This is a genomic window from Geobacillus sp. LYN3, assembly GCF_003064505.1.
GTDB lineage: Bacteria > Bacillota > Bacilli > Bacillales > Anoxybacillaceae > Parageobacillus_B > Parageobacillus_B toebii.
In genome coordinates this window covers 2,652,199-2,665,021 of sequence record NZ_QCWL01000001.1, presented here as the reverse complement: position 1 = coordinate 2,665,021, position 12,823 = coordinate 2,652,199, and the positions used below count along the sequence as shown (strand labels likewise).

12 protein-coding genes and 1 other annotated feature are annotated in these 12,823 nt (G+C 43.9%); of the genes, 9 read left to right on the top strand and 3 right to left on the bottom strand.

Annotated elements, in window-relative coordinates; genetic code table 11:
• Positions 1 to 13: 13 nt before the first annotated feature.
• Positions 14 to 499: a LiaI-LiaF-like domain-containing protein gene (locus DCC82_RS13980; RefSeq protein ID WP_015864689.1), complete on the bottom strand. Its 486-nt coding sequence runs from the start codon at positions 497 to 499 to the stop codon at positions 14 to 16.
• A gap of 165 nt (positions 500 to 664) precedes the next feature.
• Between DCC82_RS13980 and hemA the strand changes: the two genes are divergently transcribed.
• From hemA to ysxE, 8 genes are all read left to right on the top strand, one after another.
• A complete protein-coding gene (gene hemA / locus DCC82_RS13975) occupies positions 665 to 1,996 on the top strand; it encodes a glutamyl-tRNA reductase (RefSeq protein ID WP_097354822.1) in 1,332 nt (443 codons plus the stop codon).
• 16 nt (positions 1,997 to 2,012) lie between these two features.
• The gene (ccsA, locus tag DCC82_RS13970) at positions 2,013 to 2,846 is read left to right on the top strand and encodes a cytochrome c biogenesis protein (RefSeq protein ID WP_097354821.1); all 834 of its coding nucleotides are present in this window, start codon (positions 2,013 to 2,015) and stop codon (positions 2,844 to 2,846) included.
• 14 nt (positions 2,847 to 2,860) lie between these two features.
• Positions 2,861 to 3,796: a hydroxymethylbilane synthase gene (hemC, locus tag DCC82_RS13965; RefSeq protein WP_097354820.1), complete on the top strand. Its 936-nt coding sequence runs from the start codon at positions 2,861 to 2,863 to the stop codon at positions 3,794 to 3,796.
• Positions 3,793 to 4,593 carry a uroporphyrinogen-III synthase gene (locus DCC82_RS13960; RefSeq protein ID WP_097354819.1) on the top strand — a complete coding sequence of 267 codons (801 nt, stop codon included), beginning with the start codon at positions 3,793 to 3,795 and terminating at the stop codon, positions 4,591 to 4,593. The genes hemC and DCC82_RS13960 overlap by 4 nt, the downstream gene beginning before the upstream one ends.
• Positions 4,574 to 5,551 (top strand): porphobilinogen synthase, encoded by a 978-nt coding sequence (gene hemB / locus DCC82_RS13955; protein ID WP_097354818.1) that lies wholly within the window; start codon positions 4,574 to 4,576, stop codon positions 5,549 to 5,551. The genes DCC82_RS13960 and hemB overlap by 20 nt, the downstream gene beginning before the upstream one ends.
• An 18-nt stretch (positions 5,552 to 5,569) precedes the next feature.
• On the top strand, positions 5,570 to 6,865 hold the full coding sequence (gene hemL, locus DCC82_RS13950) for a glutamate-1-semialdehyde 2,1-aminomutase (RefSeq protein ID WP_081188845.1): 1,296 nt from the start codon (positions 5,570 to 5,572) through the stop codon (positions 6,863 to 6,865).
• Positions 6,866 to 6,991: 126 nt separating this feature from the next.
• Positions 6,992 to 8,209: a stage VI sporulation protein D gene (spoVID, locus tag DCC82_RS13945; protein ID WP_097354817.1), complete on the top strand. Its 1,218-nt coding sequence runs from the start codon at positions 6,992 to 6,994 to the stop codon at positions 8,207 to 8,209.
• 69 nt (positions 8,210 to 8,278) lie between these two features.
• Positions 8,279 to 9,289 carry a spore coat protein YsxE gene (gene ysxE / locus DCC82_RS13940; RefSeq protein WP_097354965.1) on the top strand — a complete coding sequence of 337 codons (1,011 nt, stop codon included), beginning with the start codon at positions 8,279 to 8,281 and terminating at the stop codon, positions 9,287 to 9,289.
• On the opposite strand, the gene DCC82_RS13935 is transcribed toward ysxE, so the two are convergent.
• Positions 9,255 to 9,443, bottom strand: coding sequence for a hypothetical protein (locus DCC82_RS13935; RefSeq protein WP_015864680.1), 189 nt, complete (start codon positions 9,441 to 9,443; stop codon positions 9,255 to 9,257). The genes ysxE and DCC82_RS13935 overlap by 35 nt on opposite strands.
• A gap of 155 nt (positions 9,444 to 9,598) precedes the next feature.
• Positions 9,599 to 9,837, top strand: a binding site (T-box leader).
• 44 nt (positions 9,838 to 9,881) lie between these two features.
• Here DCC82_RS13935 and DCC82_RS13930 point away from each other — a divergent pair.
• Positions 9,882 to 12,524: a valine--tRNA ligase gene (locus tag DCC82_RS13930; RefSeq protein WP_097354816.1), complete on the top strand. Its 2,643-nt coding sequence runs from the start codon at positions 9,882 to 9,884 to the stop codon at positions 12,522 to 12,524.
• A 93-nt stretch (positions 12,525 to 12,617) separates the two neighbouring features.
• Here DCC82_RS13930 and DCC82_RS18280 read toward each other — a convergent pair.
• Positions 12,618 to 12,823: hypothetical protein (locus DCC82_RS18280; RefSeq protein ID WP_049626808.1), on the bottom strand; the 206-nt coding region annotated here is incomplete at its 5' end.

Genomic DNA, 12,823 nt, shown 5'->3' with positions numbered 1-12,823 from the left:
TTTTTTGTATGGATTATTTCCTCTTTACCAATAATATGTATATACCCGCAAGGATTAGCCCAAGCGGCCAAAACTTCCAAATCGATGCAATGCCTGTTTCGACAATATAAAACAGCGGCTGAAAATGTTCGGAAAACAGCATAATAAAGGCTAATGCTAAAAAAAAGATGCTTTGGCCAAGGCCGCTTTTTACTTTTCGGGAGCTAATGAAAAATGCTATCGCAATGATAAAGAAAAAGACGCCGATATGATTTGGCCATTGTTTGAACCAATGGACAAGTAAAATGTGAAGTCCGAATCCAAACAAAATGATGCCTGGAAATAGGTGTTGGTATTCACGGGCGGAATACGCCTGGCCGATCAGCGCCGCCCCGAGAATCATTAACAGTGCTGGCCAGTCTTGAAAAAGATGGGCAAATGAGGAGTGAAGCTGATTGGCAAAAAAGTAAACGCCCAGTCCAACAAGAATAATGCCAGAGAACGCAGCTTGTTTTTTCATCGGTTCCTCCCAGTTTTTCGACAAACTTTTTTATGATACACTTATACTGTATAAAGTTTATCATATGCTTTCTAGCATGTTCACACTTTTTTCATAAAATAGAAAGACATATGTGCTATAATAAAAAAAGATATTTATGTACTTGATTAAGGGGGTATAAAGGAAGTGCATATTGTTGTTGTTGGCGTAAACTATAAAACGGCCCCTGTTGAAATCCGTGAAAAACTCACGTTTAGTGAGTCGGAATTGGTCGATGCAATGAAGCAATTGCAGCAGCAAAAAAGCATTTTAGAAAATGTGATTGTTTCTACATGCAATCGTACCGAAGTTTATGCAGTTGTTGATCAGCTGCATACCGGTCGTTATTATATAAAATCATTTTTGGCCAATTGGTTTCATATGGAAATCGATGCGCTTACACCTTATTTAAACATTATGGAAAATGAGGCAGCGGTCGAACATTTATTCCGTGTTGCTTCTGGTTTAGATTCGATGATTTTAGGAGAAACACAAATTTTAGGTCAAGTAAAATCAAGTTATCTTCTTGCTCAAGAACATGGAACGATTGGTACAATATTTAATCAGTTATTCAAGCAGGCGGTCACATTTGCAAAGCGCGCCCATTCCGAAACAGAAATCGGCGCAAACGCCGTGTCTGTAAGTTACGCGGCAGTAGAATTAGCGAAAAAGATTTTCGGGGATTTATCTTCGAAACATGTTTTAATTATCGGCGCTGGCAAAATGGGAGAATTGGCGGCGCAAAATTTATATGGAAGTGGCGTAGGAAAAGTAACCGTTGTCAACCGAACGCTCGAAAAAGCAGAGCAGCTGGCGAAAAAGTTTTCAGGTACGGCAAAATCGCTTTGTGAGCTATCCTGTGCTCTTCTGGAGGCGGACATTGTTATTAGCTCTACTGGAGCAAAAGATTATATCATCACGAAAGAAATGATGGTTCATGTAGAAAAAATGCGGAAAGGACGCCCGCTATTTATGGTCGATATCGCTGTTCCGCGAGATTTAGACCCAGCGCTTGCCGAGTTAGAAAGCGTCTTTTTATATGATATTGACGATTTAGAAGGAATCGTGCAAGCGAATTTAGAAGAGCGCAAAAAAGCGGCAGAGCAAATTGAACGTATGATCGGAACAGAGCTTGTTGCCTTCCAGCAATGGCTTCATACGCTCGGCGTTGTGCCTGTTATTGCGGCGCTTCGTGAAAAAGCGCTGGCGATTCAAGCGGAGACAATGCGGAGCATTGAACGGAAATTGCCGCATTTATCGGAACGTGACCGGAAAGTATTGAACAAACACACAAAAAGCATTATTAATCAATTGCTGCGCGATCCGATTTTACGCGCAAAAGAGTTGGCAGCTGAACCAAATGCCGAAGAAGCGTTGCAATTGTTTATGAAAATTTTTAATATCGAAGACGAAGTGAAAGCACAAAAGCAAGCAAAAACGGATGGTCAACGCGCCGCTATGCCGTCTCTACAGTCATAAGAGAGGATTTTGGCATATGTTAGAGATGACCATGCCCCGGTTATATGAGCTGTCTATTCTTTTGTACGTATTGTCTATACTTTTATATTTTACTGATTTTCTCCAACGTAACCGGAAGGCGAATCAAGTCGCTTTCTGGTTACTTTCTATTGTTTGGATGTTGCAAACATTTTTTTTCTTGTTTCGCATCATACAGACAGGGCGTTTTCCAATTTTAACGATGTCGGAAGGCCTCTATTTTTACGCATGGTTGCTCATTACGTTATCTCTTATCATTAACCGGTTGATGCGCGTTGATTTTATCGTCTTTTTTACGAACGTGCTAGCGTTTTTAATTTTGGCGATTCATATGTTCGCGCCAAATCAGCATCAGTCACCGGCTGTTGCCGAAAAGCTGATTTCTGAATTGCTAATGATTCATATTACAATGGCATTATTGGCATATGCGGCGTTTTCGCTTTCGTTTATTTTTTCGGTATTGTACATGTTGCAATACAGCTTATTGAAACGGAAAAAATGGGGAGAACGGTTATGGCGGATGGCTGATTTAACGAAATTAGATTTTATGTCTTATGTTTTAAATTTAATTGGATTGCCTATGTTGTTACTAGGATTGATTCTTGGAGTGATTTGGGCCTATATCAAAGTGGAAGATTTTCATTGGTATGATGTGAAAGTGTTAGGTTCGTTTGTTGTACTTGCAGTGTACAGTATTTACTTTTACAAGCGCATTGTCCAGCAAGTGCAAGGAAAAACGATTGCACTATGGAATATCGGTTCGTTTTTATTTTTATTGGTAAACTTTCTCTTATTCGGTAGTTTATCGAAATTTCATTTTTGGTATTCGTAGTGGAGGAATGAAAGATGCGAAAAATCATCGTTGGATCGCGCCGCAGCAAACTTGCGCTCACCCAGACGAACTGGGTCATCGAGCGGCTTCGGCAATTAGGAGCGCCGTTTGAATTTGAAGTAAAAGAAATTGTCACCAAAGGGGACAAAATTATTGATGTGACGTTATCCAAAGTCGGTGGCAAAGGATTGTTCGTAAAAGAAATTGAACATGCAATGCTAAACGGCGAAATTGATATGGCAGTACATAGCATGAAAGATATGCCGGCTGTCTTGCCTGATGGTCTTATCATTGGCTGCGTGCCGCCGCGTGAGGATCATCATGATGTGTTGATTAGTAAAAACAAAGAAACGTTTGCGAATCTTCCAAGTGGAGCGATCGTTGGGACAAGCAGTTTGCGCCGTTCTGCACAAATACTGGCAAAACGGCCAGATTTAAAGATCAAATGGATTCGCGGCAATATCGATACGAGACTTGCGAAGCTGCAAAACGAAGATTACGATGCCATTATTCTTGCGGCGGCCGGATTAGTGCGCATGGGTTGGGCAAGAGATGTCATTACGGAATATTTATCAACAGATGTATGTCTTCCTGCTGTTGGACAAGGAGCACTGGCGGTGGAATGCCGCGAAAATGATGAAGAATTGCGGGAATGGCTGCAAAAATTAAACGATGTTCACACCGAGCAGGCTGTTTTGGCCGAACGTGTGTTTTTACAACAAATGGAAGGCGGCTGTCAAGTGCCGATTGCGGGATATGCATATATTGACGATCGCGAGGATATCGTTTTAACCGCTCTTGTTGCTTCTCCAGACGGAAAAGAGATATATAAAGAAACGGTAAGCGGATCGAATCCGGAAGAAGTCGGAACGAACGCTGCGAAAATGTTAATAGAGCGTGGCGCGAAAGCATTAATTGATCGTATTAAAGAGGAGATGAATCGACAGTGAACGGTCCGTTGTCGGGAAAAACGGTGCTTGTGACAAGAGGAAAAGAACAGGCGAAAGCGTTCTCTGAAAAACTGCGCAAAGCAGGAGCAACGCCGATTGAAATTCCGCTTATTTCGATTTCTCCTTCTTCCCATCGTGAAGAAATTGAACGATGTGTGCGCCAGCTTCCCAATTATGATTGGCTCATTTTTACAAGCGCAAATGGTGTCCGTTTTTTCTTCCCATTTGTCAAAAAGGAAACTCCGCTTCCAAAAGTGGCGGTAGTCGGAAAGAAAACGGCGGCGGCTTTAAAAACGTATGGCGTTTCTCCTGCTGCCATTCCTAGCGAATTTGTCGCCGAAGGGATGATCGAGGCGCTAAAACCGCTTGTTAAGCCGCGCGACCGCGTTCTTTTAGTGAAAGGAAATTTAGCAAGGCCGGTATTGCGTGATGCGCTGATCAATATGGGAGCAGACGTAACGGACCTTATTGTGTATGAAACGTTGATGAATGAATCAGGAAAAGAACAATTGTTATATCTGTTGCGGGAAAGAAAACTGGATGTGATCACGTTTACAAGTTCCTCTACCGTACAAAGCTTTATACGGATGATGGAAAAAGAAGATATCGCTTCACTACTTAGCGGCTGCGTGATCGCCTGCATCGGTCCGATTACGAAGGAAACAGCAGAAAAAGCGGGACTTGCCGTGCATATTTGTCCAGACGAGTATACGATTGATGATATGATAAAAGAAATGGAATTATATTTTGCAAAAAGGACGATGGAGGGAAAAATAAATGGCAACATTACAATTTGATCGCCATCGCCGCCTGCGGCAAACCGCGAATTTACGAGCGATGGTGAGAGAAACACATCTTCATGTAGACGATCTTATTTATCCGATTTTTGTCGTCGAAGAAAAAGGGGTAAAACGGGAAATACCATCCATGCCAGGGATCTATCAATTTTCTCTTGACCGTTTAAATGAGGAAATGGATGAAGTCGTCCAACTAGGCATTAAATCGGTAATCATTTTCGGTGTGCCGGCAGAAAAAGATGAAGTCGGCTCACAAGCATATTGTGAGCATGGGATCGTTCAGGAGGCGATCCGCCAAATCAAAGCAAATTATCCAGATGTCGTTGTTATTGCGGATACATGTTTATGTGAATATACAAGCCATGGACATTGCGGTGTAGTCGAAAACGAGCAAGTGTTAAACGATCCGTCGCTTGAATTGCTTGTAAAAACAGCCGTCAGCCAAGCGAAAGCGGGCGCGGATATTATCGCACCTTCTAATATGATGGACGGTTTTGTTGCTGCGATTCGCCAAGGACTCGATGAAGCCGGATTTACGAATGTGCCGATTATGTCGTATGCGATTAAATATGCGTCCGCATTTTACGGTCCGTTCCGTGATGCTGCGGACAGCGCGCCGCAATTCGGCGACCGGAAAACATATCAAATGGATCCGGCCAATCGCCTCGAGGCGTTCCGCGAAGCGGAATCGGATGTGCGTGAAGGCGCTGACTTTTTAATGGTAAAACCAGCGCTCGCTTATATGGATATTATCCGTGACATTAAAAACCATTTCCATCTCCCGCTTGTCGCCTATAATGTCAGCGGTGAATATTCGATGGTCAAAGCAGCGGCGCAAAACGGATGGATTAACGAAAAAGAAATTGTCATGGAAATGCTTACCGGCATGAAGCGGGCAGGCGCCGATTTAATTATGACGTATTTTGCTAAAGATGCGGCTCGCTGGCTAAATGAATAGAAAGGAGAACCGTGAATGGTGCGAAGCTATGAACGTTCAAAAGCAGCGTATGAGGAAGCGGTCCGGCTGTTGCCAGGCGGTGTCAACAGCCCGGTGCGCGCGTTTAAATCCGTAAAAATGACGCCAATTTTTATGGCGCGCGGCAAAGGTTCGAAAATTTACGATATCGACGGCAATGAATATATTGATTATGTGTTGTCATGGGGTCCGCTTATTTTAGGTCATGCGAATCCTCGCGTTGTCGAGGCGCTAAAAAAAGTAACGGAAAACGGCACGAGTTTTGGCGCCCCGACATTGATTGAAAACGAGTTAGCGAAATTAGTGATTGAACGGGTGCCATCCATCGAAATTGTTCGCATGGTAAACTCCGGAACAGAAGCGACGATGAGCGCGCTTCGGCTGGCACGCGGCTACACTGGACGCAATAAAATTGTTAAATTTGAAGGATGCTATCACGGCCATGGCGACTCGTTGCTGATCAAAGCCGGTTCAGGAGTAGCGACGCTTGGGTTGCCGGATAGCCCTGGTGTTCCGGAAGCGGTGGCGCAAAATACGATTACTGTTCCTTATAATGATTTAGAAAGCGTCCGCTACGCATTTGAACAGTTTGGCGAAGATATCGCCGCTGTCATCGTCGAGCCGGTTGCGGGAAACATGGGTGTCGTTCCGCCGGTTCCAGGATTTTTGCAAGGGTTGCGAGATATAACAAAACAATATGGTGCCCTTCTTATTTTTGATGAAGTCATGACAGGCTTCCGCGTCGATTATCATTGTGCGCAAGGCTATTTTGGCATTGAACCGGATTTGACGTGTCTTGGAAAAGTCATCGGCGGCGGGCTTCCGGTCGGAGCGTATGGCGGAAAAGCGGAAATTATGGAAAAAGTCGCTCCTAGCGGCCCGATTTATCAAGCCGGCACCTTATCGGGAAACCCGCTCGCCATGACGGCCGGATATGAAACATTGATTCAGCTGACGCCGGAAACATACGATGAATTCCGCAAAAAAGCGGATCGATTGGAAGAAGGATTGCGCGAAGCGGCGGAAAAATACGAAATCCCGCATACGATTAACCGCGCTGGCTCCATGATTGGTTTCTTCTTTACGAATGAAGAAGTAACAAACTATGAAAAAGCGAAAACATCGAATTTAGAAATGTTCGCGGCATATTATCGCGAAATGGCGGAACAAGGAATTTTCCTTCCTCCGTCGCAATTTGAAGGATTATTTTTGTCCACGGAACATACGGATGAAGATATTGAAAAAACAATCGCCGCTGCAGAGCGCGCGTTTGCGAAAATTCGCGAAGGGAAGTAAAAGAAAGGGTTGTCCATCTTTTGATGGGCAGCCCGATTTTTTTATTCATATTGCTCGTTCGTCCTTCATACAATGGGTAATGTCATAGAAAATTTTGTTGGTAAGGGACGGAAGGAGGAGTTTGGATTGGAGCAATCGTATTTGCGGTTTTCCCTTGAGGAATCGATCTGGTTTAAAAAAGGACAGGAAGTCGCCGAATTTCTCTCTATTTCGCTGGACCCGATTGTTTCGGTTGATGAATATGAACAGTATATTACGATTCGCGGAGCGTTAGAATTAAGCGGAGAATATCGGATGGCGGAAGGGGAAGAAAGCAGCGCAGATCCTTTTGATTTTGCAAGCCATCGATTCGTTCAGCATATTTCTACGCGCGAAGATGGCATTAGTGAATTATCGCATCGTTTTCCAATCGATATTACGATTCCGAAAAACCGCATCCAACATTTAGAAGATGTGTATGTGACGGTAGAATCGTTCGATTATGATTTAGATGAAAATGGAAGATTGCTAGTGACAGCGGATATTTCGATCAGCGGAATTAGCGAAGCGCCGCTTGATGAACCTTATGAACCTTCGTTAGTAGAGGAAGAAGACGAAGACCTGTTGTTTGAACCGTTTGAAGTTGTCGCGCGCAAAGAAGTATACGAGGAAGAACAAAGAAAGCAACAATCAGAAGAAGAGACATCTTCTATTTTCAACCATGCACTGCAGGAACAAAATGAAGACGAAGCACAAGAAATGACGGCTATCCATCGCGAAGAAACAAAACAGGAAGAAGAAACAGCCGTGCCGCTAAATAACAATGAACAGCTAGAAGAAACAGTCGAGCGGCTAGAAAAAACGAAAGAAAAAGCTGCACAGCTAGAAAAACCAGAAGAAAAAGAAGAAAAATCCGCACAGCTAGAAAAACTAGAAGAAAAAGAAGAAAAATCCGCGCAGCTGGAAACACCGGAAGAAACAGCCGCACAACTAGAAGAAAAGGAAGCGGTGAAAGCAGAAGAAGAAAACGTTGCTCCACAACAAGAAGCAAAAGTATCGATTGGATCGATGAAAGAAAAAGATGCTGATGAAATGAAAGAAGAAATAGATGAAAACGAAAAACAAAAAGTAAAGAGTGAAAATGCATTGTACTTAACGAAACTATTTGCGAAGAATCAAGAAGAGGAATTTACGAAAGTAAAAATTTGCATCGTTCAGCAAGGAGATTCGTTGGACAAGATCGCCGATCGGTACGATATAACCGTCCAGCAGCTGCTTCGTGTCAACCAATTGGAAAGCCCTGAGGAAATCCATGAAGGGCAATTGTTATATATACCGGCACTAGCGGGAAGCCGCTCTTCGTAGTGAGGGAAACATGATTCCTCACTTCTTTTTATGGAGGGGGTCGTTTCATTGAACAGAGAACGCATCGAAATGTATACGCCCATTTTACAGCAATACGGGTTAAAGCCGTTTCGCGTCGATGATTACGGGAAAGTAAAAAAAATCCATACGAACGCTGGTCTATTTGCTTTAAAAGAAATAACGAACGCCAGGGAAATGGCAGCCATTCAACAATCGTATATTTTTTATGGAAAACAATCTGTTCCTCTTTACTTGTCAAAACAAGGTTTTCCGTTTGTATCGTATGGCCGGCATTATTATTTAATGCCATGGATTTCATCCGATGAGAGAAAAGAAAAACGAGAACATGTCCGCTCTTTTTTTCGCGACCTCGCTTATTTACATCAAAAGTCACTCAAACAAATAGATATTAACGAAGAAGAGATAAGAAATTACTATGAGAATAAAAAAAGAGAATGGGAAAGGCAGCGCGCCTTTTTGCAATCATATGTGGAAAAGTGCGAAAATGCATGGTATATGTCTCCGTTTCAGCTGCAATGCTGCACGTATTTTCATGAAACAATGCAAGCGTATTGGTTTGCGGAAACGGAGCTAGAGAAATGGTATGAAAAAATGAAAGAAACAAAAAAATGGAGAATTGCCTGGATTCACGGAAAGGCACGGCTTTCACATTATATAGAGATGGAAAATGATAATCGTTATTTTTTTAGTTGGGAACGCGCCAGTTGGAACTCTCCGCTTTTCGATGTCATCATGGCGCTTCGTTATCATATGCGCACATTTCCGCCGATCGGTGATGAATGGGTGGAAGGGATGGAAGAATACGGAAAAACGTTGCCGATGTTAGAAGAGGAATGGTCCTTTCTTTTCAGCCATCTTGCGCAGCCGCATTTTTTATATCGCTGCATTTATGAGTATGAGATGAAGCGGCAAAACAGAAAAAGTGAACGGGAATATGTTTCCAAACTGCAGCGCCGTTACTTTACAATGAAAAATATGGAGTATGTCGTCATGCGCCTTGTCCAGAGAAAAGAAGCAGAAGAAGCTAAATCCACTCCAGATGAAACGCCACCGCAATAAGCACAAAAATGGCCAATAAGATGACATCAAACGTCGTGGGTAAAAAAATGGTGCGAATCGCTTGAAAAATCGTGATTGGAATAATCACTTGCGCACAAACGGCACGAATTTGCCGAAGCCATGGCGGCCATGAATAATAGTTAAATCGTTTCATCGAGCATTTCCTCCCTCGGGCATGTTACTATTAAAATATGATTGGATATTGTTTTTGTCACCAAAAACGAAGAAATGGAATAAATAAATAAAAACTTGGCAAAGATGATTGACGATGAAACAAGTTTTTCGTAGTATAATAAACAGAAAAATAATAAAAAAGCGAAGACAGGGAAGAGTACAACGAATAACGCCTTCAGAGAGGGAAATCAGTAGCTGCGAGATTTCCTAGGACGGTTATCGTTGGAAGGTCGCCCTGGAGCTGCTTCTTTGAACGGTGTTTGCCTAGTAGAGGAAGCCGGTCGCAGACCGTTATCGCAATGAAGTGCTTAAGCAAATTCTTTTTGCTTAAGAAAAAAGGTGGTACCGCGAAAGAGTCTCCTTTCGTCCTTTTTAGGATGAAAGGAGTTTTTTATTGATAAGAAGGAGGGAAAACAAAATGGAACAAAAAGATATTACAATGTCTACGAAATACGACCATAAAGCCGTAGAAGCCAATCGATATCAATGGTGGCTTGACGGAAAATTTTTTGAAGCAACGGGCGATCCTGATAAAAAGCCGTTTACGATTGTCATCCCGCCGCCAAACGTAACAGGGAAACTCCATTTGGGACATGCGTGGGATACGACGCTGCAGGATATTATTACACGCATGAAGCGGATGCAAGGCTATGACGTTCTATGGCTTCCGGGAATGGACCATGCCGGAATCGCCACACAGGCAAAAGTAGAAGAAAAGCTTCGCAAGCAAGGACTTTCCCGCTATGATTTAGGACGGGAAAAGTTTCTTGAGGAAACGTGGAAATGGAAAGAAGAATACGCGAGCCACATTCGCCAGCAATGGGCAAAATTAGGGCTTGGCCTCGATTATACGCGTGAGCGCTTTACGTTAGATGAAGGTTTATCGAAAGCGGTGCGCGAAGTGTTCGTATCGCTTTACCGAAAAGGGCTTATTTATCGAGGCGAATACATTATTAACTGGGATCCGGTAACAAAAACGGCGTTATCGGATATTGAAGTGATTTATAAAGAAGTAAAAGGCGCGCTTTATCATATGCGCTATCCGCTTGCCGACGGCTCCGGGTATATCGAAGTGGCAACGACCCGTCCGGAAACGATGCTCGGCGATACGGCGGTTGCCGTTCACCCAGATGACGAGCGCTATAAACATCTCATTGGCAAAACGGTTATTTTGCCGATTGTCGGCCGCGAAATTCCGATTATCGCCGATGAGTATGTCGATATGGAATTCGGATCGGGTGCGGTGAAAATTACACCGGCACATGACCCGAATGACTTTGAAATCGGAAACCGCCACAACTTGCCGCGCATCCTCGTTATGAACGAAGACGGCACGATGAATGAAAACGCGATGCAATATCAAGGGTTGGACCGTTTCGAATGCCGCAAGCAAATCGTTAAAGATTTGCAAGAACAAGGAGTGCTATTTAAAATCGAAGAACATGTGCATTCAGTTGGGCATAGCGAACGCAGCGGAGCGGTTGTCGAGCCGTATTTGTCGACACAATGGTTCGTCAAAATGAAACCACTCGCGGAAGCGGCCATTCAGCTGCAAAAAACGGAAGGAAAAGTGCATTTCGTTCCGGAACGCTTCGAAAAAACGTATTTGCATTGGTTGGAAAACATTCGCGACTGGTGTATTTCCCGTCAATTATGGTGGGGGCATCGCATTCCGGCTTGGTACCATAAAGAAACAGGAGAAATTTATGTCGATCATGAACCTCCGGCTGATATCGAAAACTGGGAGCAAGACCCGGATGTGCTAGATACGTGGTTCAGCTCTGCCCTATGGCCGTTTTCAACGATGGGCTGGCCGGATACAGAGGCACCGGATTACAAACGCTATTATCCAACCGATGTGCTTGTCACTGGATATGACATCATTTTCTTCTGGGTATCGCGCATGATTTTCCAAGGTCTTGAATTTACCGGGGAAAGACCGTTTAAAGATGTATTAATCCATGGTCTTGTCCGTGACGCGCAAGGAAGAAAAATGAGCAAATCGCTCGGCAACGGGGTTGACCCGATGGATGTCATCGATCAATACGGCGCCGATTCGCTTCGCTTCTTCTTGGCTACTGGAAGCTCGCCTGGGCAAGATTTGCGCTTTAGTACGGAAAAAGTCGAAGCGACATGGAATTTTGCCAATAAAATTTGGAATGCATCCCGCTTCGCGCTGATGAACATGGGCGGAATGACGTACGACCAGCTTGATTTAAGCGGTGAAAAAACGGTTGCCGACCATTGGATTTTAACGCGTTTAAACGAAACGATTGAAACGGTGACAAAACTTGCCGAAAAATATGAATTCGGTGAGGTCGGCCGCGTGTTGTATAACTTCATTTGGGATGATTTATGCGATTGGTATATTGAAATGGCGAAGCTTCCGCTTTATGGGGATGATGAAGCAGCGAAGAAAACGACTCGTTCTGTATTGGCATATGTGCTTGACAATACAATGCGCCTGCTTCATCCGTTCATGCCGTTCATTACCGAGGAAATTTGGCAGCACCTTCCACATGAAGGAGAGTCAATTACGGTAGCGAAATGGCCGGAAGTGCGCCCTGAACTGTCAAACAAAGAAGCGGCGGAAGAAATGCGTCTTCTTGTTGACATTATCCGTGCAGTCCGCAACATTCGCGCCGAAGTGAACACACCGTTAAGCAAACCAATCAAGCTGCACATTAAAGCAAAAGACGAGCATATTCAAGCGACATTGGAAAAGAACCGCGTGTATTTAGAACGGTTCTGCAATCCGAGCGAACTGTTGATTGCAACTGACATCCCAGCTGCGGAAAAAGCGATGACAGCGGTCGTTACTGGTGCGGAATTAATCTTGCCGCTTGAAGGGCTCATTAACATCGAAGAAGAAATCAAACGGCTCGAAAAAGAACTTGAAAAACTCAACAAAGAAGTCGAGCGCGTGCAGAAGAAGTTAAGCAATGAAGGTTTCCTTACGAAAGCGCCTGCGCACGTGGTGGAAGAAGAACGGAAAAAAGAAAAAGACTACTTAGAAAAACGCGAAGCTGTTCGCGCGCGCCTTGCCGAATTAAAAAAATAGACAACGCGCCGCCGCTTCTTTTATCATGAAGACGAATCCAAGCATTTGGATTCGTCTTTTCTCATCATCTTATGCTAGGTAGCGTCAAAAGTTCTATGAAAACTCCACACAGATCATCCCATTGAGCATCGTGGGGCATGCGGAGGGTCGGATTCGCCCTTGACCAACACCCGCCAAAGGTGCGGAAGAGTCGTCAAGGGCGACGGGGACAAAAAAGAAGGCAATAAGAAAGCCGCCCTTGCCATGACCGAATTTTACCTTTGGCGGTGTTCGGTTGGTCAAGGGTTCGCTTCGCCGAA